At 60.5% G+C, this 26,629-nt stretch carries 23 protein-coding genes and 1 riboswitch; of the genes, 10 read left to right on the top strand and 13 right to left on the bottom strand.

Going from position 1 to position 26,629, the window contains the following annotated elements; genetic code table 11:
• Window positions 1-19 precede the first annotated feature (19 nt).
• Window positions 20-1,000, bottom strand: coding sequence for a GTP 3',8-cyclase MoaA (moaA, locus tag D6Z24_RS15700; protein WP_129127553.1), 981 nt, complete (start codon window positions 998-1,000; stop codon window positions 20-22).
• A gap of 488 nt (window positions 1,001-1,488) precedes the next feature.
• On the opposite strand from moaA, the gene D6Z24_RS15695 reads away from it, so the two are divergent.
• The 5 genes from D6Z24_RS15695 (at window position 1,489) to D6Z24_RS15675 (ending at window position 7,341) form a co-directional block, all read left to right on the top strand.
• Window positions 1,489-2,652, top strand: a complete 1,164-nt coding sequence (locus tag D6Z24_RS15695; protein ID WP_129127552.1) for an iron-containing alcohol dehydrogenase — start codon at window positions 1,489-1,491, stop codon at window positions 2,650-2,652.
• Window positions 2,653-2,806: 154 nt separating this feature from the next.
• A riboswitch (molybdenum cofactor riboswitch) is annotated at window positions 2,807-2,927 on the top strand.
• A 41-nt stretch (window positions 2,928-2,968) separates the two neighbouring features.
• Entirely contained in the window at window positions 2,969-4,699 is a 1,731-nt protein-coding gene (locus D6Z24_RS15690) for an aldehyde ferredoxin oxidoreductase family protein (protein ID WP_129127551.1), read from the top strand.
• Between the two features lie 71 nt (window positions 4,700-4,770).
• Complete coding sequence (locus D6Z24_RS15685; protein ID WP_129127550.1) at window positions 4,771-4,995, top strand: MoaD/ThiS family protein; 225 nt, start codon at window positions 4,771-4,773, stop codon at window positions 4,993-4,995.
• Between the two features lies 1 nt (window position 4,996).
• Entirely contained in the window at window positions 4,997-5,848 is an 852-nt protein-coding gene (locus tag D6Z24_RS15680) for a HesA/MoeB/ThiF family protein (protein WP_129127549.1), read from the top strand.
• Window positions 5,849-6,099: 251 nt separating this feature from the next.
• Window positions 6,100-7,341 (top strand): molybdopterin molybdotransferase MoeA, encoded by a 1,242-nt coding sequence (locus D6Z24_RS15675; RefSeq protein ID WP_129127548.1) that lies wholly within the window; start codon window positions 6,100-6,102, stop codon window positions 7,339-7,341.
• A gap of 486 nt (window positions 7,342-7,827) precedes the next feature.
• Here the strand turns inward: D6Z24_RS15675 and ahcY are convergent, their stop codons facing one another.
• From ahcY to D6Z24_RS15660, 3 genes are all read right to left on the bottom strand, one after another.
• Window positions 7,828-9,222: an adenosylhomocysteinase gene (gene ahcY / locus D6Z24_RS15670; protein WP_129127547.1), complete on the bottom strand. Its 1,395-nt coding sequence runs from the start codon at window positions 9,220-9,222 to the stop codon at window positions 7,828-7,830.
• A 53-nt stretch (window positions 9,223-9,275) separates the two neighbouring features.
• The gene (locus D6Z24_RS15665; RefSeq protein ID WP_129127546.1) at window positions 9,276-10,193 is read right to left on the bottom strand and encodes an ArsR/SmtB family transcription factor; all 918 of its coding nucleotides are present in this window, start codon (window positions 10,191-10,193) and stop codon (window positions 9,276-9,278) included.
• 420 nt (window positions 10,194-10,613) lie between these two features.
• Window positions 10,614-11,705, bottom strand: a complete 1,092-nt coding sequence (locus D6Z24_RS15660; RefSeq protein WP_129127545.1) for an NAD(P)H-dependent flavin oxidoreductase — start codon at window positions 11,703-11,705, stop codon at window positions 10,614-10,616.
• Between the two features lie 141 nt (window positions 11,706-11,846).
• Here D6Z24_RS15660 and D6Z24_RS15655 point away from each other — a divergent pair, with 141 nt between their 5' ends.
• Window positions 11,847-12,806 carry a sensor histidine kinase gene (locus tag D6Z24_RS15655; protein WP_129127544.1) on the top strand — a complete coding sequence of 320 codons (960 nt, stop codon included), beginning with the start codon at window positions 11,847-11,849 and terminating at the stop codon, window positions 12,804-12,806.
• Between the two features lies 1 nt (window position 12,807).
• Entirely contained in the window at window positions 12,808-13,512 is a 705-nt protein-coding gene (locus tag D6Z24_RS15650; RefSeq protein ID WP_129127543.1) for a response regulator transcription factor, read from the top strand.
• Window positions 13,513-13,646: 134 nt separating this feature from the next.
• Here the strand turns inward: D6Z24_RS15650 and metK are convergent, their stop codons facing one another.
• Window positions 13,647-14,816, bottom strand: a complete 1,170-nt coding sequence (gene metK, locus D6Z24_RS15645; RefSeq protein ID WP_129127542.1) for a methionine adenosyltransferase — start codon at window positions 14,814-14,816, stop codon at window positions 13,647-13,649.
• A 263-nt stretch (window positions 14,817-15,079) separates the two neighbouring features.
• Here metK and D6Z24_RS15640 point away from each other — a divergent pair, with 263 nt between their 5' ends.
• A complete protein-coding gene (locus D6Z24_RS15640; protein WP_129127541.1) occupies window positions 15,080-15,589 on the top strand; it encodes a hypothetical protein in 510 nt (169 codons plus the stop codon).
• A gap of 70 nt (window positions 15,590-15,659) precedes the next feature.
• On the opposite strand, the gene D6Z24_RS15635 is transcribed toward D6Z24_RS15640, so the two are convergent.
• Window positions 15,660-16,175, bottom strand: coding sequence for a peptidylprolyl isomerase (locus D6Z24_RS15635; protein ID WP_129127540.1), 516 nt, complete (start codon window positions 16,173-16,175; stop codon window positions 15,660-15,662).
• 235 nt (window positions 16,176-16,410) lie between these two features.
• Between D6Z24_RS15635 and D6Z24_RS15630 the strand changes: the two genes are divergently transcribed.
• Window positions 16,411-16,971, top strand: coding sequence for a peroxiredoxin (locus D6Z24_RS15630; RefSeq protein ID WP_246014702.1), 561 nt, complete (start codon window positions 16,411-16,413; stop codon window positions 16,969-16,971).
• Between the two features lie 202 nt (window positions 16,972-17,173).
• On the opposite strand, the gene D6Z24_RS15625 is transcribed toward D6Z24_RS15630, so the two are convergent.
• Entirely contained in the window at window positions 17,174-19,210 is a 2,037-nt protein-coding gene (locus D6Z24_RS15625) for an ATP-dependent helicase (protein ID WP_129127538.1), read from the bottom strand.
• Window positions 19,211-20,001: 791 nt separating this feature from the next.
• Between D6Z24_RS15625 and ligA the strand changes: the two genes are divergently transcribed.
• Window positions 20,002-22,008: an NAD-dependent DNA ligase LigA gene (gene ligA / locus D6Z24_RS15620; protein WP_129127537.1), complete on the top strand. Its 2,007-nt coding sequence runs from the start codon at window positions 20,002-20,004 to the stop codon at window positions 22,006-22,008.
• 60 nt (window positions 22,009-22,068) lie between these two features.
• Here ligA and D6Z24_RS15615 read toward each other — a convergent pair whose 3' ends face one another.
• The 6 genes from D6Z24_RS15615 to D6Z24_RS15590 form a co-directional block, all read right to left on the bottom strand.
• Window positions 22,069-22,689 (bottom strand): four helix bundle suffix domain-containing protein, encoded by a 621-nt coding sequence (locus tag D6Z24_RS15615; RefSeq protein WP_129127536.1) that lies wholly within the window; start codon window positions 22,687-22,689, stop codon window positions 22,069-22,071.
• 160 nt (window positions 22,690-22,849) lie between these two features.
• Window positions 22,850-23,764 (bottom strand): electron transfer flavoprotein subunit alpha/FixB family protein, encoded by a 915-nt coding sequence (locus D6Z24_RS15610; protein WP_129127535.1) that lies wholly within the window; start codon window positions 23,762-23,764, stop codon window positions 22,850-22,852.
• A 9-nt stretch (window positions 23,765-23,773) separates the two neighbouring features.
• Window positions 23,774-24,550, bottom strand: a complete 777-nt coding sequence (locus D6Z24_RS15605; protein ID WP_129127534.1) for an electron transfer flavoprotein subunit beta/FixA family protein — start codon at window positions 24,548-24,550, stop codon at window positions 23,774-23,776.
• Between the two features lie 199 nt (window positions 24,551-24,749).
• Window positions 24,750-24,950 carry a hypothetical protein gene (locus D6Z24_RS15600; protein WP_129127533.1) on the bottom strand — a complete coding sequence of 67 codons (201 nt, stop codon included), beginning with the start codon at window positions 24,948-24,950 and terminating at the stop codon, window positions 24,750-24,752.
• 94 nt (window positions 24,951-25,044) lie between these two features.
• Window positions 25,045-25,965: a diguanylate cyclase gene (locus D6Z24_RS15595; RefSeq protein WP_129127532.1), complete on the bottom strand. Its 921-nt coding sequence runs from the start codon at window positions 25,963-25,965 to the stop codon at window positions 25,045-25,047.
• Window positions 25,966-26,317: 352 nt separating this feature from the next.
• Window positions 26,318-26,593, bottom strand: coding sequence for a hypothetical protein (locus D6Z24_RS15590; protein ID WP_129127531.1), 276 nt, complete (start codon window positions 26,591-26,593; stop codon window positions 26,318-26,320).
• Between the last annotated feature and the right edge of the window lie 36 nt (window positions 26,594-26,629).

Raw genomic sequence — 26,629 nt, 5'->3', positions numbered from 1 at the left:
GTTTGCCGAACCCGTCCTGCTACCCGCCGATCCGCGACATGTTGACCACGGCCTGCTCGGCCCCTTCCTCGGCGATATGGTGCCGTCCCGGTTTCTGCGTCACGATACGGCAAAGCGCCTCATGCAGGGCTCCCGGGTCGTCCGATGCCAGAAGCGGTTTCAGGTCCGTCCCCTGGTCCGAGAATAGGCAGCCGCGCACCCGACCGTTCGCCGTTATCCTGATCCGGTTGCAGCTCTCACAGAAGTGACCGGAGACAGGTGTGATGATCCCGATGGCGCCCGGGGCACCCTGTATCTTGTAGTTCCTTGCCGGTCCCGCCATCTCCGAGTTCACCAGCGGCAGCAGTGGATAACGCTCCGCGATGCGCGAGAGGATCTCGCTTCCCGGCATGCTCTGGGCGCCCCACTTCGCATCCTGGAGGGTCGGCATGTACTCTATGAAGCGCACCGTGAACGGGTGATCCATGGTAAGAGCGGCGAAATCGAGGATCTCCTGGTCGTTCACCCCGCGCATCACCACCATGTTGATCTTTAGCGGCCCGAAACCCGCCTTTTGCGCCGCCGCTATCCCCGCAAGCACCCGGTAGAGATCGGCGCCGCGTGTGATCCTCGCGAAGGTTTCCGCCCTCAGCGAATCAAGGCTTATGTTGAGCCTGGCCACACCGGCCTGCCTGAGCGGCAGGGCAAGCTCCTCGAGAAGGAGCCCGTTCGTCGTAAGCACCAGCTCCTTTAATCCCGGGATGGAGGAAAGGCTCCCCAGGAATTCGACGATGCCCCTTCGCACCAGCGGCTCCCCTCCGGTCACCCTGATCTTCTCGATCCCCTGCGCCACGCATGCTGCAGCCACGCGGTACAGCTCCTCGTAACTCAGCATCTCTTTATGCCCGAGCTTCGCCACCCCCTGCGCCGGCATGCAGTAACTGCAGCGCATGTTGCAGCGGTCGGTGACCGAGAGTCTCAAGTAGTTGATCCGCCTGCCGTAGGTATCGATCAGTGCCATGCCGCATCCCTCCGTGAAACACGCCTCGCCGTATACAAGGCAATATCGGTACCAACTGTTCCACTTCGGCGCAAAAAGGCACGCCCGACACTAATGAGGCAGGAAGTAAGATGGTGAATACACAACAAACGAACCAATTTTTGGGATTTTGAATTCAACAGGAAGGCACAGCGGGGATCATCGGTTTGCTGATCAAAACGGCCGTTCCACAAAAGCGCAAACGCTCCATTATGGAACGCCGCAACTGTTCGATTTCAGAACGCAACCTTTCAGCGAGGACAGGTTAATGTAAACACAGAATTCGTTAAGTATACGGTATCCTATGAAAATTGTTCGGGCTGGCAAAAAATTGCGTTTACGGTGAATTCTGGTACGCCCCTTGCGAAAGCATAGAAAACCGTTTTAGGAAAGTGTATGCAACACCGCACGAATCTTAAAATAATCAAACCGGCGCTAATAGCCCGGAAAAACAACAGGGGGAAAGACAAATGGCATTAGGAGAACAGACTTACGGCTTCTTCATTCCGACGGTTTCGCTGATGGGTATCGGTTCCGCAAAGGAAACCGGCGACCAGGTGAAAGCACTGGGCGCATCCAAGGCACTCATCGTAACCGACAAAGGTCTTTCGGCTATGGGCGTTGCCGACAAGATCAAGGAGCAGGTTGAAGCCACCGGCGTCAAGGCCATCATCTTCGACGGCGCCGAGCCGAATCCGACCGACATCAACGTGCACGACGGCGTGAAGGTGTACCAGGAAAACGCTTGCGACGCGATCATCTCCCTGGGCGGCGGCTCCTCCCATGACTGTGCCAAGGGCATCGGCCTGGTCATCGGCAACGGCGGCAACATCCGCGACTTCGAAGGCATCAACAAGTCCACCAAGCCGATGCCGGCATTCGTCGCCATCAACACCACCGCGGGCACCGCTTCCGAAATGACCCGTTTCTGCATCATCACCAACACCGATACCCACGTGAAAATGGCTATCGTCGACTGGCGCTGCACTCCGAACATCGCCATCAACGATCCGCTGCTCATGGTCGGCAAGCCGGCCGCTCTGACCGCTGCTACCGGTATGGACGCCCTCACCCACGCGGTTGAGGCATACGTCTCCACCATCGCCACCCCGATCACCGACGCATGCGCCATCAAGGCCATCGAGCTGATCGCCAAGTACCTCTCCAAGGCTGTCGCCAACGGCGAAGACCTCGAGGCACGCGACAAGATGGCTTACGCCGAGTACCTGGCCGGCATGGCGTTCAACAACGCTTCGCTTGGCTACGTTCACTCCATGGCGCACCAGCTAGGCGGCTTCTACAACCTGCCGCACGGCGTCTGCAACGCCATCCTGCTGCCGGCCGTCAGCCAGTACAACCTGATCGCATGCCCCGAGCGTTTCGCCGACATCGCGAAAGCTCTCGGCGAGAACGTCGACGGTCTCTCCGTGACCGAAGCCGGCCAGAAAGCGATCGACAGGATCCGCAGCCTCTCCGCTTCCATCGGCATCCCGACCGGCCTCAAGGCCCTCAACGTGAAGGAAGAGGACCTGGCGATCATGTCGGAAAACGCAAAAAAGGACGCTTGCCAGTTCACCAACCCGCGCAAAGCGACCCTTGAGCAGGTCATCCAGATCTTCAAGGATGCAATGTAATACCTTTGTAGCATGATCCCCGCCCCCGGAGGGGGAGGGTAAGGGAGGGGGGCTTTTCCTGGCTACCCACCCACCCAACCTCCCCCTCCGGGGGAAGGGGAAAGAATACCCCCAGCACATGCAACTAGATGCGTAAGCGGTGTCGGGTCAGTCACGCATCAAAAATCTCCGAGCCGTGTCGAGCCTAAAAGGGATCCCCCTCATGGCTCCAGGCCAACGGGTTGCGCGGGAAACGGCGCAGCCTCCCCTTTGGAAAGGAGTCCCGGTTGACGCTAAGCAGCCGGTAGAACAATTTAAATTAGGGAGCTTGAAAAGCATGGATAAGATTTTTCGCGTCAACATGACCGACCTCACCACCAAGATCGAAGAAGTTCCGGCAGCCTGGGCAGGCCTCGGCGGCCGCAGCCTCACCTCCACCATCGTCGCAGCCGAAGTACCGCCGACCTGCCATGCCCTTTCCGCCGAGAACAAGCTGGTGTTCGCACCGGGCCTTCTGACCGGCACCCCGGCAGCCAACTCCGGCCGCCTCTCCGCAGGCGCCAAGAGCCCGCTCACCGGCGGCATCAAGGAGTCCAACGCAGGCGGCACCGCGGCACAAATGCTGGCGAAACTCGGCATCAAGGCCCTCATCATCGAAGGCGCCCCGAAAGGCGACGCCTGGTACAACCTCGCCGTCGGCGTTAACGGCGTCACCATCAGCGAAGAGAAGGAACTGCTGGGCAAGGGCAACTTCGCCGTCATCGACGCCGTCGAGGCACGTCTGGGCAAGAAGACCGGCGTCCTCACCATCGGCCCGGCCGGCGAACTGAAGATGACCGCCGCCAACATCTCCGTGAAGGATCCGGACAGCAAAATCCGCAGCCACGGCCGTGGCGGCCTGGGCGCAGTCATGGGCTCCAAGCAGATCAAGTTCATCTCCATCGACGGCGCAGACGCCCCGGGCGTGAAGATCGCCGATCCCGAGAAATTCAAGACTGCCGCCAGGGCGTTCTCCAAGGCCATCCTCGACCACCCGGTCTCCGGCGAGGGTCTGCCGACCTACGGCACCAACGTCCTCGTGAACATCCTGAACGAGGCGGGCGGTCTCCCGACCAGAAACTTCACCACCGGCCAGTTCGAAGCTCACGACAAGATCTCCGGCGAGACCATGTACGACACCATCGTCGCCCGCGGCGGCAAGCCCAAGCACGGCTGCCACGCCGGCTGCATCATCCAGTGCTCGCAGGTCTACCACGACAAGGACGGTAAGTACGTCACCTCCGGCTTCGAATACGAGACCATCTGGGGCCTGGGCGCCGACTGCTGCATCGACAACCTGGACGACATCGCCCGCGCCGACAACCTGATGGACGACATCGGGATCGACTCCATCGAGACCGCCGTCATGTTCGGCGTCGCCATGGAAGCCGGCATCCTCAACTGGGGCGACTCCAAAGAAATGCTCCGCCTGCTGACCGAAGAGATCGGCAAGGGCACAGCCCTCGGCCGCATCCTGGGCGGCGGCGCTGGTTCCGTCGGCCGCACCTACGGCGTCACCCGCGTCCCGGTCGTGAAGAACCAGGCCATCCCGGCGTACGACCCGCGCTCCGTCAAGGGTATCGGCATCACCTACGCCACCTCCACCATGGGCGCCGACCACACCTCCGGCTACACCATCGCCACCAACATCCTGAACGTCGGGGGCTACGTCGACCCGCTCAAGAAGGACGGCCAGGTAGAGCTCTCCCGCAACCTGCAGATCGCTACCGCCGCGGTCGACTCCACCGGTATGTGCATCTTCGTCGCCTTCCCGGCGCTGGACATCCCGGAGTGCCTCCCGGCCCTGATCGACATGATCAACGCCCGCTTCGGCATCGCCCTCACCGGCGACGACGTCACCAACCTCGGCAAGTACGTCCTGAAGACCGAGCGCGAGTTCAACCAGAAAGCGGGTCTCACCAACGTGCATGACCGTCTGCCCGACTTCTTCAAGACCGAGCCGGTCGCACCGCACAACGCGGTGTGGGACTTCACCGACGAGGAAATCGACGAGTTCTGGAACTTCTAGGACCCACACGACGCCCGGCGTGACGAAGGTCACGCCGGGTTTTTCCGTTTGAACTTTCGAGCAGGTGCCTCATGCAGATAACTCTCAAACTTTTCGCCACGTTCAGAAACGGCAGGTTCAAGGTGGCCGAGCAGGAACTCCTCGAAGGGACCGACGTGCGGGCCGTAGTGCTCTCTTTAGGACTCACCGAGGAGGAGATCGGCATCGTGATGCTGAACGGCCGGCACGGCGAACTGGACAGCAAGCTCGCCCACGGCGACACCCTCTCGCTGTTTCCCCTGGTCGGAGGAGGCTGACATGCGCAACGCCCTCACCTTTTTGAAAGAACAGACCAAGGACGACCTGCTCTCCTGGCGCGCCCAGGATACCACCGCGAAACTGTTCGACATAAGCCACGCCGCGGTGGAGTGGCTCGCTTTGCAAAACGGCATCCTCCCGGCCCGCTACCAGCGCAACCGGAGCATGATCGGCGTCGAGGAGCAGTTGCGCCTGTTTCAAAGCCGCGTAGCCGTGATCGGCTGCGGCGGCCTTGGTGGCTACGTCCTGGAGGAGCTGGCGCGTCTCGGCGTTGGTCAGATCGTCGCGATAGATCCCGACATCTTCGAGGAGCACAACCTGAACCGGCAGATCCTCTCCACGCCGGCCTCCCTCGGTCAGCCCAAGGTGGCGGTCGCGGCGGAACGGCTTGCCCAGGTGAATCCCGCCGTCACGGTGATCCCCATCCAGGACGCCTTCTGCCTGAACAACGGATTCGAGCTCCTCGCCGGGGTCAGCATCGCCGTAGACGCCCTGGACAGCATCCCTTACCGCCTGCAGCTGGCCGAGGTATGCACCCTGGCCGGTATCCCCATGGTGCACGGCGCCATCGGCGGGTGGTACGGGCACGTGGCGACCCAGTTCCCCGGGGAAACCACGGTGCAGAACATCTACCGTCACTGGGTGGCCGGCAAGGGGATCGAGCAGCAGCTCGGCAACCCCTCCTTCACCCCGGCCGTGGTGGCGAGCCTCGAGGTCGCCGAGGTGTGCAAGGTCCTGCTCGGCAAGGGCGAGCCGCTCAGAAACCGCAAGCTCTCCATCGACCTCCTGGAAATGGAAGTGCACGAGATATCCTACGCGGAAGTCCCGGTGAAACTGGTGGACGCAGCATAGACCTCACAGGACCGCCCCTCCCCCAAGTTCACTCAGGAATTCCGGGGAGGCAGGGTGTCCAAATCGTTCCCACGGTCCACCGTGGGAACGCACGCTCAGGACGCTCCAGCGTCCGCAGAAGGAGACACCGGAGCGTCTCCGGCTTTCGTTCCCACGCTGGAGCGTAGGAACGATTCAAAAGCGGCATCGCTGCCGCCGAAGAAATCGACCGGCGCCACGACGGCGCCCGGAAAGCACCTGGGAGGTGCACCATGCCAAGCTTTGAAGAAGCGCGCGGCATCATACTGGCCCACGTGAAGCCCCTTGGAGAGGAAACCGTTGCGCTTATGGACGCCTTCGGGCGTCTGGTGAGCCGGGACATCATCGCCCCCTGGGACCTGCCGCTTTACGACAACTCCGCCATGGACGGCTTCGCCGTGCACGCCGCGGATTGCACCTCGGCCCCCACCCGCCTGACCATCACCGGCTTTCTCCCCGCCGGCGGAGACGCAGCAGCCACGGTCGAGCCCGGATGCGCGGTGCGCATCATGACCGGAGCTCCCATCCCACCCGGCTGCAACGCCGTCGTACCCATAGAAGAAGCGGAAGTGGACGGAGATCATGTGTTGATCAGCCACAAGGTGCTCCCCCGGCAGCATGTGCGCGTGAGAGGCGGCGACGTGGCCTCAGGCACCCCGGTACTCGCGGAAGGCACCGGAATTCGTCCCGCCGAGGTCGGCATGCTGGCCGCCATGGGACAGGCGCTGGTGCCGGTGTACCGCAAAGCGCGGATCGCCATACTCTCCACCGGGGATGAACTGATCGAACTCGGCGAGCGCCCGGTCTCGGGCAAGGTGATCAACTCCAACGCCCTGTCGCTGGCCGCCGCGGTGCGCGAGGCGGGCGCCGAACCGGTACTGGTCGGCATAGCACGCGACCACGTGGAAAGCCACCGGGAGAAGATGTTGCAGGGGCTTTGCTGCGACGCCCTGATCACCTCGGCCGGCGTTTCCGCCGGGGACCGGGATCTCGTGCGCGAGGTCGCCGCCGGGCTTGGAGCTGAGGAGCTTTTCTGGAAGATCGGCATGAAGCCGGGCGGTCCCACCGCCTTCTCGACCTGGCAGGGAAAACCGATCTTCTCGCTTCCCGGCAACCCGGTCTCCACCATGGTGACCTTCGAGCTTTTGGTGAAGCCCGCCCTCTTGAAGATGATGGGGCACCGCAAGGTGGTTCCCCCGTTCGTGAAGGGAATTCTCGCCGAGGACGCCCACAAGAAGCCCGGCAAGCTGCACTTCATCCGGGTGACGGTGAAGAAGCGTCACGGCAGGCACGTCGCCTACTGTGCGGGCGAGCAGCACACCGCGATCCTCAGCACCATGACGAGATGCGACGCACTCGCCGCGCTCCCCTGCGACGCGACTTTCATCCCGGCCGGCAGCGAGGTGGATCTCGCCCTGCTGAGGGAGGTCGACCTGGTCAGCGAGTGCGAGGCCGCCGTCGGCTACCTGCATTAAGCTGAAAGGGTAATAATAATAATTAATTTGGTATATTTTTCTTCCCGAATATGCGATATAGTGCATCGTAGTATTTTGGGAGGTGGAATATGAACGAGCTGCTGATTTTGGCGGGGATTGTTGTCGCATGGGTGGCGCTGCAGCGTTTCATCCTGCCCCGGATGGGGATTGCGACCTGAATGTCGCCGGCATGCACCCCTGGTCAGGGGAAAAAGAAAAAAGAAGAAAGCGAGCAGGAAGGATAGAAAAGGGCGCCGGTAAAACCGAGCGCCCTTTCTTTTTGCATAGCGATTGAAGGACCGTCCGCAGCATAGCGTCCATATCCCCTCTCCCCCCGGGAGAGGGGCAGGGTGAGGGCGTCGGCAGCTGCAATTCCTCACTCCGCGGCAACGCCCTCACCCGCCCTTTGGGCACCCTCTCCCGGAGGGAGAGGGTTAGGCATTCAACGTAGAACGTAGAACGCAGAACATAGAACGCCTCTCGGTTTTAATACCTGTAGTGCTCCGACTTGTACGGACCTTCCTTCTTGACGCCGATGTAGGCAGCCTGCGCGTCGGAAAGCTCGGTCAGCATGGCGCCGAGGGTCTTCAACTGCAGGCGCGCCACCTTCTCGTCCAGTTCCTTCGGCAGGATATAGACGCCCACCGGGTATTTGCCCGGGTTGCAGAAGAGTTCCATCTGCGCCAGGGTCTGGTTCGCGAAGGAAGAGGACATCACGTACGAGGGGTGACCGGTGGCGCAGCCGAGGTTCACCAGGCGCCCTTCGGCGAGCAGGATGATGCGCTTGCCGTCCGGGAAGATGACGTGGTCGACCTGCGGCTTGATGTTCTCCCACTGGTACTGCTTGAGCTTCGCCACCTCGATCTCGTTGTCGAAGTGACCGATGTTGCAGACGATGGCGTTGTGCTTCATCGCCTTCATGTGATCGTGGGTGATGACGTCGATGTTGCCGGTGGTGGTGACGAAGATGTCCGCCTTGTCCGCGGCCCATTCCATGGTGACCACCTTGTACCCTTCCATGGCCGCCTGAAGGGCGCAGATCGGGTCGACCTCGGTGACCCACACCTGGGCCTGCAGCCCGCGCATCGCCTGGGCGCATCCCTTGCCCACGTCGCCGTAGCCGCAGATGACCGCGACCTTGCCGGCCACCATGACGTCGGTGGCGCGCTTGATGCCGTCCATCAGTGACTCGCGGCAGCCGTAGATGTTGTCGAACTTCGACTTGGTGACCGAGTCGTTCACGTTGATGGCCGGGAACTTGAGCTTGCCCTTCTCGAACATCTGGTAGAGACGGTGCACGCCGGTGGTGGTCTCCTCGGTGACACCCTTGATGCAGGCTGCGGTCTTCGCGTACCAGCCCGGCTTCTCGGCGAGACGCTTCTTGATGGCCGCGAAGAGCACCTCTTCCTCCTCGCAGGTCGGCTTGTCGAGGACGGTCGGGTCCTTCTCCGCGTCGCTGCCAAGGTGCAGCAACAAGGTCGCGTCGCCGCCGTCGTCAAGGATCATGTTGGGTGCACCGCCGTCGTGCCACTCGAAGATCTTGTGGGTGTAGTCCCAGTATTCGGTGAGGCTCTCGCCCTTGTGGGCGAAGACCGGGATGCCGGCTGCGGCGATGGCGGCCGCGGCGTGATCCTGGGTCGAGAAGATGTTGCAGGAAGCCCAACGAACCTCGGCGCCGAGCGCGGTGAGGGTCTCGATGAGCATGGCGGTCTGGATGGTCATGTGCAGCGAGCCCGCGATGCGCGCCCCCTTGAGCGGCTGGGCCGCCGCGTACTCCTCGCGGATCGCCATGAGACCCGGCATTTCCGTTTCCGCGATGATCATCTCCTTGCGACCCCAATCGGCCAGCGACATATCCTTTACGATGTAATCCTGTTTCACGTTGTTCTCCTTTCGATGGTCTTGCTGTCTATACTGCTAAAACTTACCGTCTTTCATGTCTTTACCGCCTGCACCAGCAGCACGTCTTCTGCACCGTTTCCCGAGGAGACGCGATCGATGGTGATACCTGAAAATCCCGCTCCCTTAAGCCACCCCTTCAACTCGCCGTCCTCGAAGCCGAGCCACTGGTCGGCCAGCTGCTCCCTGGCCCATTCCTGTTCATGACGCGCGAGGTCGGCGACAAGCAGCGTCCCCTGCGGCGCAAGCACGCGTGCGATCTCGGCGAGCACCGTTTCCGGCCGGGGGGCATGATGCAGCACCATGTTGGCGACCACGCAACCCGCCCCGCCGTCGGCCAGCGGCAGGTGGTTCATGTCACCAAGCCTCAGTTCGGCCCCCTGCACCCCGTCCTTGGCTAGCCTGCGGCGCGCCTCATCCAGCATCGCGGGAGAATGGTCGACGCCGATCACCCGCCCCGCCCGACGCGCAAGCTCCGCGAGGAGCGCTCCGGTACCGACGCCTATCTCCAAAAGCACCGCCGCCTCAGGCACCTTGTCCAGGAGGCTTTCCTGGTATTCGGGCACCGGCAGGAGCGTGCGCGAGAGCTGGTCCCACTGGGCCGCGTGCCGGTCGAAGAACTCCTGGCTCCGTTTCCGTCGTGCCTCAAGGGCCTGCGCCACGGCGGCCAGATCCTCACGGCGCTCGGGAAGCTGCTCGAGTTCGCGTTCGAATTCCGGCCTGATGGCGCAGAAGAACGGGTTGGCGTCACCGGCGCGGTAGTAGCTCCAGGTCCCCTGGCGCTTCACCGCGAGTACACCGGCCTCGGCCAGGATCTTCAGGTGCCGCGATATGCGCGACTGCCCCATCCCCATGACCTGGGTGAGCTCCTGAACGGTGAGCTCCGCATTAAGGAGCACGCCGACCAGCCGGAGGCGGCAAGGGTCCGCCAGTGCCTTGAAAAGTTCCAGCATGTTTATATCAACTCTCGTTATTGTTATAAATCAAGTTTTCTTGATATAACACAGTAAGCCGCTGCCGACAAGACGGATGAGATATTATTTCCTCCTTATGCATGCTCTTCCGCAGCAGCCTCCGTCCATCCTCCCTCTCCCCTTGGGAGAGGGGCGGGGTGAGGGCGTCGGTAGCTGCAATCCCTTCCCTCGTGGCAACGCCCTCACCCGGCCTTCGGCCACCCTCTCCCGGCGGGAGAGGGGATGTCACTCCTCACTCTAAGTGGGGGTACCTGAAATGGATTGGAAGAAAAACGAAAAAATCCCCCGGCGGCGCAAAGCCACTGGGGGATCTGGTTGTTCCTGCGCAGAAGCGGCGCTTTGCCGGCCTTTCAAGGCCCCGGCGCAAGGCGCGCTCCCGCGTTTGGTGTGTTTTCTAAATTAGGCGGCCTTGTCCTCGGTCACGGCTCCCTGGGCCCCGAAGATCTCGTCGAAGATCTCCTGGACCGTCTCGATCCGGTTCGCCTTCCAGGCGTTGGTGCCGCAGAATACGAGACCCGAATCGACCTCGCCGCGCTGGGCGCGATCGAGCGATTTCACGATGCAGAAACGCTCGCCGCTCTCCTTGTAGGAGCACTTCTTGAGACAGCCGTACGAGCAGACCGAGGAGTGGTCGCGGTCGTAGTCGAAGATCCCCTGCTGGTTGGTGAGGATGGCGCGCCCCGGGAGACCGGCCGGACTCATGATGAGCCCGATGTCTTCCTTCTTGCAATCGAGGTAGGCCTGCTTGAAGGCATCCTCGGCGTCACACTCGACGGTGGTTACGAAACGGCTCGCCATCTGAACGCCGTCGGCCCCTTCGGCCAGTGCATGTTCGACGTCGGCACGGTCCCAGATGCCGCCGGCCGCGATGATCGGTATATCCAGCCCGTACTCGGAACGGAAGAATTCCTTTACGCCGCGCACGGTCGCGTACTGGTCGTACTCACCAGTCCCGATATTCTCCATCTTCTCACCAAGGTGCCCACCGGCGGTGTCCGGGTCCTCGACCACCACGGCATCGGGAAGACGGTTGTAAGTCTTGTCCCACTTCTTTGCGATCAGCTGCGCTGCACGCACCGAGGAGACGATGGGGATGAGGGCCACGTCCGGCGCGTGCGCGGTGAGCCCGGGAAGGGTCATGGGAAGACCGGCGCCGCAGACGAGCACCTTCGCCCCCGCCTCGACGGCGGCTACTACGAGCTCCTCGTAATCGGTCAGCGCAACCATTATGTTCACGCCGATGATGCCGTCGGGAGCGATCTCATAGGCCTTGCGGATCTCGTCCTTCAACGCCTGGGAGTTGCTCTTCAGGTAGTTCCTGCCGTCGAAAAATTCGCTATTCAGGGTTATCCCAGGGGAAGCCACAAGCCCCACACCGCCGCACTTCGCGACGTGACCGGCCAGCGAGCCCGCCGAAATCCTTACCCCCATGCCGCCCTGAATCAGCGGGTAACGTGCCTCGTGTTTACCAATGCGCAACGGCTTGAACATAACTCCTCCTGAGTAACAGACTGCGACGTAAACACATTAGCAGAGAACATCCGAGGCTTTTGTAATAATAGTGTAAAACAAACGCCCGCCTCTCCTCAGATACCCCTTGCAAAAACGCGGCGGCGATGCTACCTGTGTGGCATGAAAATGAACCGGAAACTCTCCAACCCGTTGATTGCACTGATAGGGATCCAGCTGATCTGGGTGGTCATGGTCGTATCCTGGGTCTACTGGTTCATCGGCAGGAACAAGGAGTTCAAAGCCCTCGCCCTGCGCTACAAGCCTGAGCTTGTGACTCAAGGGGTGGAGTGGATCGTACTGGTCGAGGGACTGTTGATGGCGGTGGCGATCCTCGCCGGTGTCTATGTCATCTTCCTCTATTGGCGGCGCCAGGCGAAGCTCTACCTGCAACAGCGCAGCTACATCTCCCAGTTGACCCACGAACTCAAGTCGCCGCTCGCCTCCATCCAGTTGCATCTTGAGACGGCAAAGATGAGAGAGCTCCCCAAGGAGAAGCTCGACGGCTTCCTCGACACCATGCTCTCCGATACCGAACGGCTCAACATCCTGATCAGCAACCTTCTCATGGCGACGAGGATCGAGTTCCGGCAGTTGGGGGAGAAGGCAAAGAAGATCGACTTCTCCGGGTTCGTGACCAGCTATCTGGAAGGCAAAAGCGGCGAGCTCCCGGAGGGAGGTAAACTCACCCTCGAAGTCGAGCCGGGCATCACCGCGACCATCGACGCCGAGGGTATGGAGATGGCGCTCCGAAACCTCCTGGAGAACGCCCTTCTCTACTCGCCGGTATCGCCCGAGATCCGCGTCTCCTTGAAGCGCAGCGCGAGCGGCAGGCAGTGCGTGCTCGACTTCCAGGACAACGGCAAGGGGCTTAAGGACGACGAACTGGAGAAGATATTCGAGATGTTCTACCGGGTGCGCACCCCGGGCGAGAACATCAGGGGAACCGGTCTCGGGCTCTACATCGTGAGAAGCGTGGTTAGCGCGCACGGCGGCAAGATCTCTGTCGAAAGCCCGGGCCCCGGCAAAGGCTGCACCTTCCACATCACCCTGCCGCTTCAGGGCAGGCAGCAGCGAGGATAGGATGTCCGGCGAGAAACCGCACATACTGCTAGTCGAGGACGAGATGCACCTGGCGCGCGGCATCACCTTCAACCTGGAACAGGAAGGGTATCTGGTGAGCCACGTGGAGAGCGGCGAGGAGGCCCTTGAGAAGGTAACGGTGGAGAAGTTCGACCTGATCATCCTGGACGTCATGCTCCCCGGGATCGGCGGGTTCGAGGTCTGCCAGAAGATACGGGTGCTGGACTCGCGCGTCCCGGTTCTGATGCTGACGGCGCGCTCCGCAGAGAGCGACCGCATCTCGGGGCTTGCCGCCGGGGCCGACGACTATCTGATCAAGCCGTTCAACCTGAAGGAGTTTCTGCTCAGGGTTTCCGGCATGCTCCGGCGCAGCGCGTGGTACCGTCCCGAGCCGGTCGAGGAAGGGTACAGCTTCGGCGACAACGAGGTTTTTCTGCTCTCCTACCGGGCGAGGACGCGGCAGGGGGAGATCGATCTGACCGACCTCGAGGTGCGCATGCTGTCGCTTTTCTTCCATCGCGAAGGAGAAGCGATTCCGCGCGGTGAGATCCTTGAGAGCGTCTGGGGTTACGCCACCGATGCCGAGACGCGCACGCTGGACAATTTCATCGTGCGGCTCAGGAAGTACTTCGAGCCCGAGCCCTCCCGCCCGGTCTTCTTCCAGACCGTGCGCGGCGTGGGGTACAGGTTCAGCAGGAAAAGCTAACAGCCGTTCTACGTTCTACGTTCTACGTTCTAAGTTGAACAACAAAGAGTCGTCTAAAACAAAAGGCCCTCCGGAATCCGGAAGGCCTTTTGTTTTTAACATAGAACGTAGAACTTAGAACGTAGAACCGGTTCTTAGAGTCCCGCCTTCTCCCTGATGATCGCGGCCTTGTCGGTGCGCTCCCAGGTGAACTCGGGAAGCTCGCGGCCGAAGTGGCCGTAGGCGGCGGTCTTCTTGTAGATCGGACGCAAAAGGTCGAGCTGCTCGATGATGGCGCGCGGACGCAGGTCGAACACCTCGCGCACGATCTCGGAGATGCGCTTGCTCGGAATCTTGCCGGTGCCGTTGCAGTCGACCATGACGGAGACCGGCTCGGCGACGCCGATGGCGTAGGCCACCTGCACTTCGCAACGCTCGCAGATGCCGGAAGCAACCAGGTTCTTCGCCACATAACGCCCCATGTAGGCCGCGGAACGGTCCACCTTGGAGGGGTCCTTGCCGGAGAAAGCGCCGCCGCCGTGGGCGCCGTGCCCGCCGTAGCTGTCGACGATGATCTTGCGGCCGGTGAGGCCGCAGTCACCCATCGGTCCGCCGATGACGAAACGGCCGGTCGGGTTGATGAGGAACTTGGTGTTCGCATCCATCAGGTGGGCCGGGATGATCTTCTTGACGACTTCCTCGATGATCCCTTCCTTGATCATCTCGTAGGACACCTCGGGGGTGTGCTGCGAAGAGATGACGACGGTGTCCACGTGCACCGGCTTGTCGTCGATGTACTGGATGGAAACCTGGGACTTGGAGTCCGGACGAAGGAAATCGAGCACGCCGGTCTTTCTGACGTCGGCGAGCCTAGCCACGAGCTTGTGGGCAAGCAGGATCGACATCGGCATCAGTTCCGGGGTCTCGTTGCAGGCAAAGCCGAACATGAGCCCCTGGTCGCCCGCGCCCTGCTCCTTGAACATCCCCTCGCCTTCGGTGACGCCCTGGGCGATGTCCGGGGACTGCTTATCTATAGAGGTCAGCACCGCACAGGTTTCCCAGTCGAAGCCCATGGCGGAATCGTGGTAGCCGATCTCACGGATCGTTTCACGCGCGATCTTCGGATAGTCGATGACGGCGTTGGTGGTGATCTCGCCGGCGATCACGGCCATACCGGTGGTGACCAGCGTCTCACACGCAACACGCGCCTTGGGGTCCTGAGCCAGGATGGCGTCGAGGATGGCGTCGGATATCTGGTCGGCAACCTTGTCAGGATGCCCTTCAGAGACAGATTCAGAGGTAAAGATGAAGTCCTTCATTTCCATAAGGTGAGACCCCCAGAAAAAGTGTGCAGCTAGGTATAGGCAAAGCTGACGAATTGTATAGGTGCCATTTTCCTTTGTCAATGATTAAGTACAGCAAATTTCAACACATTTTACCGGGGTACTGCTGCCGACTTCCCTGTCGCTTAAACATTAGTTGATACCAATAAAACATCCGTTACAATCTTCTTTCGTTGCGAAACAGTAAGGTGACCTAGCTCCTTGAGTGCAAAGAGCTGAACTGAAAAGGCTTTGAGGGAGGAATCATGAAACTGCCGGCGGTGATGCTGATGTGCCTGTTACTCGCAGCCTGTGGCGGCTCCGGGTCGAATCAAATTCCCGGCAATGACGGCAACGTGCACATCCCGGAACCGGCTAGCGGGACGGTGCACGTCCTCGTCACCGCGCAGGGGCCGGTTGCCGACGCCGTGCTCTACGCCGCCCAGTTCACCTTGCGCCTACCCGCCGGGGTCTCCGTGCCGACCGAAGCCGACGGGACCGTCACGGACGGGGTCGTGGCTTCGGCCATAGGAGGAAGCTATGTCGGCGCCGCCGTAATAACCCCTTCCTCGTCCGCCTCCGGGCCCGTGCTCGCCGTCAACATCGCCAATCCCGTCGGCATGACCGTCGGCCCCCTGGTCACCCTTACCTGCACCGCGGCAGCCGGGACACCCCCGACAGCGGAATCCTTCACCCTCGACGCCTTCTCGGCCCGCAATGCCGGCGGTGCCGCCATCTCCGACATAACGTCCCGCCTTACCCTTCAAACGCAATGAGCGGCTGACGCATCCGCCAGCCGCTCATCAAAAACCACCGCCCCTGCCGGGGCGGCATCTCTCTCTTATCCTACTCAGCCAAGCGCAGCGAGTTGATCACGACCGGATCGACCGGAACATCCTGATGACCGGACTTGGTGGTGGTCTTCACATCGCGGATCGCGTCGACCACGTCCATCCCTTCGATCACCTGCCCGAAGACGGCATAACCGAAACGGTCCGGAGTCTTGCCGGCGTGGTCGAGGAACGCGTTGTCCACCACGTTGACGAAGAACTGCGAGGTGGCGGAGTCGACGACCGCGGTACGGGCCATGGCGAGGGTGCCGCGCACGTTCTTAAGGCCGTTGGTCGCCTCATTCTTGATGGCGAACTTGGTCTTCTTCGGCTGCATGTTCTCGTCCAGACCGCCCCCCTGCACCATGAAATTCTTGATGACACGGTGGAAGATGGTGCCGTCGTAGTATGCGTCCTTGACATAGGAGAGGAAGTTACGGACGGAGATGGGGGCCTTATCTTTGAAGAGCTCGATCTTAACGGTACCCATCGAGGTCTCCATGATGACCACGGGATTTTTTTCTTCAGTCATTATGTTGCTCCTTTGTGTTTGATTTGCTACACCAATACCATACTAAGCATTGGGTGAAAAGTTTTTGTTGGTTGCTCATACAGAGCTAGGGTATGATATACCGCCGTTGAATTATACCTGAAAACGTAAACAGTAAAGCATATTGCGTCAGTCACAGGAGCGACAGATGAAACTTTCTACCGTTACGTTGTTAGCCGCACTGGCCCTCTCCCTCTTCGCCTCCGCTCCTTCTGCGATGGGTGCCGAAGACATCCAGCAGATCGCCAAGGTAGGTGATCCGGCCCCCGGTTTCAAGCTCGACGCCTGGGTCAGCACCACGCAGGGCAAGGAGTTCCGGCAGGTCTCCCTCGACGAGTTCCGCGGCAAATGGGTCGTCCTTTTCTTCTACCCGATGGACTTCACCTTCGTCTGCCCGACTGAGATCAAGGGGTTCAACGAGGCGCTTGCCGGCTTCGAGCAGCTGAACACCGTCGTGCTGGGTGCTTCCACGGACAGCAAGTACTCCCACCTCGCCTGGGTCCAGCGGGGCGATCTGGGTAACCTGCGCTACCCCCTGCTCTCCGACATCAAGAAGGAAGTCGCCATGAAGTACGGCTGCCTCGACGAGAAGGATGGCGTCGCCCTGCGCGCGCTGTACATCATCGACCCGGAAGGAGTGCTCCAGTACCAGGTCGTGCACAACCTCGACGTGGGGAGAAGCATCGAAGAGACCATGCGCGTCCTCGAGGCGCTGCAGACAGGCTCGCTCTGCCCGCTCGGCTGGAAACCCGGCCAAAAAACCCTCGGCAAACACTAGGGCTCTCTAAAAGGCGTCGCAGGTGACCTTACACTCCCCCCTTTGCGAAGATTCTTCAGGAACTTCCGGGGAAACTCCTGCGTCATTAGTCTCGAAGCACTGAGCATGGCGTCACGTCCCCCCCTTTGCGAAGGGGGGAGAGGGGGGATTTGACTCCATTGCTTACCCGGATGCCGGTAACCTCAGCTGAATCTCTTTCCCCCTACCCCATCATCGCCTTCATCTTCGCGAAAAAATCCTCCGCACTCTTTTCCGCCTCTTCAGGCGTGACCTCGCGCGCCACGCCGCTTTGCTGCACGTTCAAGACGTTTCCGGGGATCTCCTCCAGGAACCTGGAGGGAACCCTCTCCTCGAGCTTTCCGTATCGCTTCCGGTACAGCGTCCGCGTCATCACGAGCTGCTGCCTCGCCCGCGTGATGCCGACGTAACACAGGCGGCGCTCCTCGTCGATGCTGTCGTCCTCGTAGATGGCCCTCTTGTGCGGCAGGATCTCGTCCTCCATCCCGACCAGGAACACGAAGGGGAACTCGAGCCCCTTGCTTGAGTGCAGCGACATGAGGGTCACCGCGTCCTTGCCGTGGTCCTTCTTGTCCTTGCCGGAGAAACGGTCCTCGTCCATGAGGGAGACCTTCTCGATGAAGCCCCCGAGCGTCGCCTGCGGCACCCGCTCCTCGTAGGCGGCCATGGAGTTGATGATCTGCTCCACGTTCTCGACCTTCCGCCGCGCGGTCTTCTGGTCGTCGATGGTACGGAAGATCTCCTCCTCGATCTTCAGCTTCTCGAAGAGCAACTTTCCCCGCTCCGCGAGTCCCCCCTCCTCCTTGAATGCGGCCGCAGCGTCAAGAAGGGTCTGGTGGAAGGCGTGCACCTTCTCCTTTATGTTGTCGGCGATACCCTCGATCTCCGCGACGCGGCTGAACGCCTCGAAGAGTGGGATCTCCTTTTCCAGCGACCATTGGTTGATGCGGATCACCGTGCTGTCGCCGATACCGCGCCGCGGGAAATTGACGATGCGCAGCAGAGCCACTTCGTCCAGAGGGTTCGCGATCACCTTCAAATAGGAAAGGGAGTCCTTCACCTCCTTTCTTTCGAAGAACTGGGTGCCCCCGACGAGGACGTAGGGGATGTCCTCGAAACGGAGCTGCTCCTCGAAGGCGCGGCTCTGCGCGTTGGTGCGGTACAGGATGGCGAAGTCGCTGTACGGCACGTCCTTCTTGAAGCGCTCCAACTGGATGCGCTCGACCACGCTGGTCGCCTCCTCCTCGTCGTCCTGCACGATGCAGAGGTCGATGAGCGGACCCTGCCCAGAGGCGGTCCAGAGGCGCTTGGCCTTTCTCACCTTGTTGTTGCCGATCACACTGTTGGCGGCATCGAGGATGTTGCCGGTGGAGCGGTAGTTCTGCTCGAGCTTTATGGTGCGGCACCCCTTGAAGTCCTTCTCGAAGTCGAGGATGTTCCCGACGTCGGCGCCGCGCCAGCCGTAGATGGACTGGTCGTCGTCGCCGACGACGCAGAGGTTGCCGCTGCCGGCGGCCAGAAGGTTCACCAGGAGGTATTGGGAGGAGTTCGTGTCCTGGTACTCGTCCACCATGAGGTAGCTGAAGCGCTCCTGCCAGTGCTTCAGCACCGGCGGATGGTGCTGCAAAAGCTCGGCCGTGAGCATGATGATATCGTCGAAGTCGATGGCGTTGAACGCCTTCAGCGCGGACTGGTAGCGGGGATAGACCAGGGCGGCCATCATGTCCACGTCGTCCAGCGGGTTCGGCGCGTAGCGGTCCGGCGGGATCAACTTGTTCTTGGCGCCCGAGATGCGCCAGATGATGCTCTCCGGATCGTACTTCTTGCTGTCCGTGTTCACCTCGCGAACGATCTGGCGCACGAGCCCCACCTGATCGGCGGTGGAGTAGATGGAGAAGTTCTTCTTGTACCCCAAGCGTTCGATGTCCCGCTTGAGCACGCGCACTCCGAGGGAGTGGAAGGTCGAGAGGACGATCCCCTTCGAATCACGGCGCCCCACGAGGTGCTCCACGCGCTCCTTCATCTCCTTTGCCGCCTTATTGGTGAAGGTAACGGCCAGGATGCGGTCCGCCGGCACCTTCAGATTCAGGATAAGGTGCGCGATGCGATACGTGATGACGCCGGTCTTACCGGAACCGGCACCGGCAAGAACCAGGAGTGCCCCTTCGGTATGCTTTACCGCGGCAAGCTGTTCGGGATTTAAACGTGAAAGGTCGAGCATGTGTTCCTCTGCGAAGCGAAAAAAGCCGCCGTATTGTTACCAGATGCCGCGGGGCAATGCAAGGCGGTATCGCGCCCCCTCCTCCACCTCATGCTTAACCCTCTACACATGACATGGAAAGAAAGCAGGGCCTGCATCTGTTAATGCAAAAGTCACTTTCAGAAAAAGCAGGGGCACTTTTATTAATGTAAGGTCTGCTTCAAGCAAAAGCAGGAGTGCGTTTATTAATGTACGGTCTGCTTTAAGGAAAAGCAGGAGTGCGTTTATTATATGTAAGGTCTGCTTAAGGAAAAAGCAGGGGTGCGTTTGCTAATGTATGGGTGCAGTAAGACAAAGTAACACCATCATTTACTGATTTAGCCCCCGGCAAGCGAAGTTTGCGTGTCATTTTTACCACTGCGGGCCACTTCCGTACCCATCTTCGAGCATGTCATGACCGAAGATGGGCGCCATGCCTTAATGAGCCGGTCTCACTTGTTAATATGGAGGCTTGTATTAGAAAACTAAGAGGTGCATTTGCTATTTCAAGGCGTCAGATTAACAAAATGCGGTCCTGGATAACGAAGCATGGGAATAGGGATGCTTGCCGAGGCTCCGCAGCGGGGTTACATCTGATGCCACTCAGCTTAAGCGTCGTCCGGCGAGCCTTACGCGCGACGACCCGGGGCTTGAGTGCGAAGACGTCACACTTATCCTTGATGGCGAATAAGGAGGCCATCTCCCGCTGTTAATACCTTGAAGGGTGTGCTATAAAGCAGCGTTCACGACAAAAGCCATCGAGGTCCTAGAAAATGGAAGCACAAGCCGCAGGGGAGCGCATCGTCCTGCTCGCAAAAGAGATCGAGCGCCACAACCGCCTTTACTACGAGCAGGACATGCCGGAAATAACCGACGCGGAGTACGACGCGCTGTTTCGCGAGCTGCTCACGCTGGAAACCGAGTTCCCGGAGCTCGCCCTCCCCGATTCACCCACCAAGCGCGTAGGAGGAAGGCCGCTCGCGAAGTTTTCCCAGGTGCGCCACACCCTCCCCATGCTCTCGCTGGAAAACGCCTTCACCGAGCAGGACATGATCGACTTCGACGACCGGGTCAAGCGCTTCTTGGGCCTTTCCGGGGACGCGGAGATCGCGTACGTCTGCGAACCTAAGATGGACGGGGTCGCCGTGGAGCTCGTGTACCGGCAGGGGCTTTTGGAGATCGGCTCGACCCGAGGCGACGGCGTCGTGGGCGAGGACGTGACGCAGAACCTGAAGACGATCAAGGACGTGCCGCTACGTCTGGAGACGGACAAGGCCCCTGAACTTCTCACCGTGCGCGGCGAGGTGTACCTGCCCTTGGCCCCCTTCCGCAAGTTCAACCAGGAGCGCGAGGAAGCGGGAGAGCCTCCCTTCGCCAACCCGAGGAACGCGGCGGCAGGTTCCCTGCGCCAGCTCGACTCCCGCATCACCGCCAAGCGCCCGCTCAGCATCTTCTGCTATGCACCGGGGGAGATTGCCGGCGCCGACTTCACCTCCCAGAGCAACTTCCTGGAGACCATCCCGAAATGGCGTCTGCCCGTCAATCCGCTTACCCGCGTGGTGAGAGGCATCGCGGCGATGCTCGCCTACTACCAGGAGATGATGGAACAACGCGAGGAGCTCCCCTACGAGATCGACGGGGTCGTGGTGAAGGTAGACTCCTTCACCATGCAGCGCGAGCTTGGGGAGAAGAGCCGTTCGCCGCGCTGGGCCATCGCCTGGAAGTTCCCTCCCCGGCAGGCGACGACGGTAGTCGAAAAGATCTTCCATTCCGTAGGTCGTACCGGCGTCATAACCCCGGTTGCGTTTTTGAAGCCGGTAAACGTCTCCGGCGTCATGGTGTCCCGGGCCACGCTGCACAACTGGGAAGAGCTCGAGCGCAAGGACATCCGGGAAGGTGACACCGTGATCGTGGAGCGTGCGGGGGACGTCATCCCAGCCGTGGTGCAGGTACAGTTGGACAAGCGTCCCGAAGGTGCGGTGAAGCCGGAGGTCCCGGCGCATTGTCCGGTGTGCGGCGGCGAAGTGGTGCGTATCCCCGACGAGGTCGCCGTGCGCTGCGTGGCCTTCGCCTGTCCGGCACAGTTGCTCGAGCGGGTGAAGCACTTCGCCTCGCGGCGCGCCATGGACATCGAGGGGCTCGGGGACAAGTTCATCGAACAGTTGCTGAGCCTGAAGCTCATCAGAGACGTGGCCGACATCTACTCGCTGAAGGAAGAGGATTTCATGCAGTTCGAGCGGATGGGCAAGAAGCTCTCCGAGAACCTTTTGAACGCCATCGAGGCGAGCAAGGAGCGCGAGCTATCCAGACTCATCTTCGCGCTCGGCATAAGGCACGTGGGGGAGCACACCGCGAAGCTTTTGGCCGGGGCCTTCGGCAGTATCGACAACCTCGCCAAGGCAGGCGAAGAAGAGCTGACCAGCATCCGCGAAGTAGGCCCGCAGGTGGCGGCGAGCATCGCCGATTTCTTCAGAAACGAAGAGAACCTGAAGGTGATCGAGCGGCTCAAAGCGGCCGGGGTGAGTCCCAAGGTCGAGGATAAGCGGGTCGGCGGCCGCTTCACCGGCAAGACCTTCGTCTTCACCGGTGCTCTGGAGAAGTTCACCAGGGACGAGGCGAAGAAGATGGTGGAGCAGGAAGGAGCGCATGCCGCCGGGTCCGTTTCCAAGAAGACCGACTATGTGGTGGCAGGCGCCGATGCCGGGAGCAAGCTCGAGAAGGCGCGGCAGTTGGGCGTGAGCGTTTTGAGTGAAGAGGAATTTTTGGAGCTGATGCGGTAGGCGTCGCAGGTGTTGTTAAGAGAAGGCGCGGCAGCCGATGGTTGCCGCGCCTTTTTTGTGTCAGCGGTGTTCCTTGCGGTAGTTGTAGAGTCTTTCCGTGAAGCCGCCGTTCTGGGTGAAGTCGTGTTCCAGGCGCTCCATCTGGCGTCTGAGCAGGAAGCTTGCCTGGTGGGACAGGCAGAGGAGTATGTTGGCGGCAACCTCCGCGCTGCTGGTCCTCAGAGCCCGCAACGCCGCCAGCAAAGGCTCATCGAAAAACTCTGACCTGTCTGACCTGTCTGACCTGTCCGACCTGTCCGACTCGCCGGCCGCCTTGGTCAACCGTCCGGCGAGCCTCGCCCGCATTGCCCTTACCTTTGGGGAATCCTTGTCCCAGATTTGCAGACCGTTCTGGCGCAGGTAGTCCTCGAAGTCGCGGATCAGTTCACCAAGGCTCGCTCGAGCCACACCGGTCAGTTTGAGCTCGGTCTTTTTCGAGGTGCCCGAGGCGAGAGAGCCTTCGGCTATGTTCTGCACGCCGCTGCGCGCGGCCTGCACCATCTGGTCGTGGGTGCGCGAACGCTTGTCGATGAAGCGGTCGCAAAAGATCACGGTGCCGTCGTAGGCGGCCAACGCCACCGCAAAACTGCGCAAACGGCGAAAGCCGCCGTGCGGCAGGATGAGGTCGTCCGAACCGTTCATCAGCACCTCCCGATTTTCGTCCAACTGGTCCGACCGGTCCGACTGGTCCGACTGGTCCGACTGGTCCGACTGGTCCGACTGGTCCGACTGGTCCGACCGGTCCGACTGGTCCGACTGGTCCGACTGGTCCGACTGGTCAGAGGGTCCACCGGCAGTTCCGCTACTTGACCAGCTTCGCGGTCAGCGCCGGGACGAACTGCATCACGTCGGCCACCACCAACACGTCGGCCACCCCGGCTATGGGGGCGTCCTTGTCCTTGTTGATCGCCACGATGAACCCGGATTTCTTCATCCCCGCAAGATGCTGTATCGCCCCGCTGATGCCGCACGCGACGTACAGCTTCGGGCTCACCGTCTGCCCGGTCACACCGACCTGATTCCCGGCATCCATCCAGCCGCTGTCCACCACGGGGCGGCTCGCCCCGACCTCACCTCCCAGCACCCTGGCAAGCTCGGCAATGACCGGTATGTTCTCCTTCTTGCCGACACCGCGACCGACGCTCACGATCACTTCGGCCTTGGTCAGGTCGACCCCCTTGCGCGCCGCCGCCTCATACCCTAGAAACTCTACCTTCCCCTCCCCCGCCGCGTCGACCGGCTGCACCTGCGGCGTTCCTCCCGGGACCAGGGCGGGAAACGCTCCCCCCTGCAGGGTAAGCACCACGGGAGTTCCCTGCGGCTTCACTACCTGACGCATCTTCTGGCTCAGGCAGGGCCGCTCGAAGCCCCCCCCTTCCGCCAGCGCAACCACCTCGGAAACCTGCGGCGCCTTCAACAGGGCCGCGACCCTCGGCGCCAGATCCCAACCGTAGGAGGTGTGCATGAACACCACGTAGTCCGGCCGCTCCCGCTCCACAACCGCCTGCACCAGACGCTTGTGCAGGTCCGGGTTGTACTCGCCGTACTTCCCGGCATCAGCGAGGTAAACGGTACCACCGTACCCGGGAAGGGTTCCCTCCTCGCCGACAAGAAGCATGGCAGTTTCGGCTCCCGCCTGCGACGCGAACCCGAACAGTTCATAACTGTATTCCAGCAGCTTGCCTTCACGGCATTCACCGATCAGTAAGAATTTCATGGTATCCCCCTAGCGCAGCACCGCTGTCTTGTCCTTCAGTATCCCGATGAGACGGTCGACCTGGTCGGCAAGCTCTCCTTCCAGCACCACGGCGCTCCCCTTCCTGGCCGGAGCCCGGAATTCGACCGGTGCCACCCTTTGTTCCTGGTGCAGCAACTCGGCTACGGGTATGACGCGGACCTCTTTCTTCTTCGCCTTCATGATGTTGGGCAGTGTCGGATAGCGCGGCTGGTTCAGCCCCAACTGGCAGGTCACCACGGCCGGCGTCTTCAGCCGCACCGTCCCCTTTACCCCTCCTTCCAGCTCACGCTTCACCGTAACGGTACCATCGGCATACTCAAAGCCGACCGCGGTGGTGGCGCAGGCATAGTCGAGCAGCTCCGCTATCGTCACGCCGACCTGGGCGGAACCTCGATCTTGTGACTGCAGCCCGGTGAGGATGAGGTCGAACCCTTCCCCGACGGCATAGGCGGCGATTATCGACGCCACCTGCCAGGAATCCTTCAGGTGTGCCGCTGCATCCTGCACGTGAACACCGCGGTCCCCGCCCATCGAAAGCCCCTTCTTGATCGCCTCGACCACCCGATCCGCCCCTACCGAGAGCACGGTGACCTCAGGCTCGCCGCCCAGTTGCTCCTTGAGCAGCACGGCCTGCTCGACGGCGTACTCGTCGTACTCGTTCACTCTAAAGGCAAGGTCCGTCTCGGCGAACCATACGCCCGAAGCATCAGGCTTGAACCGGGACTCCATGTCCGGCACCTGCTTTATGCATACCAGTATCTTCATGGCAACCTCCTCCAACTGGGATTGAAAGAACGGTGCGCGCCGCGTGTCGGCGCACCGCCAGGAGCTTTAATTATAGGATATAGGAGTAACGAAATGTGTCAAACATCTTAATGAATTACGCGGGAGCGGCCGACGCGAAGGACCTGACAACGGAGGGATCTGTTGAGGGGAGATCTGACGGAAAACGATGGAGAAAGAACTAGATCCAATACGCGAGCTCTTCGCGCCGGGACCAATTTTCGTACTGCTTTACTTTTACGGCTTTCAGATTCTGCTCCAGCTCGCACAGCAGGTGCGTCAGCTGGCGAAAGAGCTGGTTCTTTTCCGCGACATCATCGGTACGATCGAGCTTCGCCAGCAACTTTAGGTACCTGGCGTAGGCTTCGTCAAAACTGTCCATGGAACGTCCTCCTGGTTCGGTGTCGAGCAGAAGGTACGTTTACAATCAAATTAAAATTTTTTCAAGTTATTTTCTTAAACTTGTCTAATTTTTCTCAGGTCGGCATCATCTCTACGCGGTTTCTACCGCTCTGCTTCGCCCGATAGAGCGCCTCGTCGGCGCGGCGGAACAGCGAGTCGATGTTCTCAACGGACGGGCCCGGGTAGGTGGCGACCCCGGCGCTGATGGTGAGGGTGAGATCCTCCATGGGGGACGGAAAGGAGGATTCAAGCACGGCCTGGCGCAGGCGCTCCGCGACGATGACGCCCCCTTCGAGCGCGGTACCGGGGAGCACCAGCACGAATTCTTCGCCGCCGTAACGCGCAGCACTGTCGTAGGCGCGCATCTGTTGCTGGGCGATACCCGCGACGGCGGAGAGCACGATATCGCCGTTTTGGTGCCCGTAGGTGTCGTTCACGCTCTTGAAGTAATCGATGTCGAAAATGACGAGGGAGAGGTTTTCGTGGTTACGCCTGGCCCTGATGAACTCACCGTCCATTATCTCGGACAGGTAACGCCTATTGAAGAGGTTGGTGAGATGATCGATATTGGTCAGGCGCTTCAACTGCTCGTTGGCCTTCCTCAGATCGTCCTGCAAGGACTTGATCTTAAGTTGCACCCTGACGCGCGCCACGAGCTCGCCCGGATCGAAGGGCTTGGTGAGGTAGTCGCTTGCCCCCTGTTCGAGCCCCCTGATCTTCGAGTTGAAGTCCATCATGCCGGTCAGCATGATGATGGGAAGCCCCTGCAGGTCGGGGCGCGACGCCACCAGCTGCAGGAACTTGTAGCCGTCCATGCGCGGCATGTCGACGTCGCAGATGACGAGGTCGGCCTTGGAGTCGATCAGCGTCTTGAACCCTTCCAAGCCGTCCCGCGCTTCCCGGTACTGCTCGAACAGGCCGACATCTTTCAGGGTGCGCACCACCTGTTCCCGTATGGCGGCAGAATCATCGATAACGAGCACACAATTGGACATGATTTCTCCCATCGACATTACACAAGAGCAGCCGGTAATCGATGCCAATGCGAAACCGGAGCTTTCACAGCAGTCACAACAGACTGCGGGAAAGCATCATGAGTCTCAAAAAGGATGTGACGCTTATCGTCAAGTACTACGGTAAGGTTTAATAAAAAAGTAGATGATCAGCAGGAATGGAAAGGAAGAGAAAGCCGCCTCAAAATTCCCTTTGAAGAGTTGCCATGTTCCAAAACCTACCACTGCCAGAGTGAACAAAATAATGAATATTGCTGCGGGTTTTTTCATAGGTGGGATATTAACCAATCCTCGTGGATCTTGTCCAGATATTTAATACTTGCAACGCGACCGACTAAGGGGTGTTCCAGTCCCAAGAGAACTTCAGCTCATCCTCGGTGACGAACAGTTCGCAATAAGTCTTCTTGAAGGCAGCCTGGTTGGCCGCGCTGTCGAACTCTTCCTGCACCACCTTCTCTATCACCGCATCGGGAAGATCCATGCTCTTTTCGAAAGTCCCCTCGAGGAACCCCTCGCGCCATCCCGCCTCTTTCAAATGTATCTTGAAAAGGCTGACATGGATGCTGTTGTTGACGCCGTAATCGACCATCAAAAGCACGTTCTTGGCCATCTTGCACCTCCGTGTGCCGGACCTCTCCAGCCGCAG

The organism is Geomonas oryzae (assembly GCF_004117875.1).
GTDB classification, from domain to species: Bacteria; Desulfobacterota; Desulfuromonadia; order Geobacterales; family Geobacteraceae; genus Geomonas; species Geomonas oryzae.
This window is presented reverse-complemented; position numbering and strand designations above follow the sequence as displayed.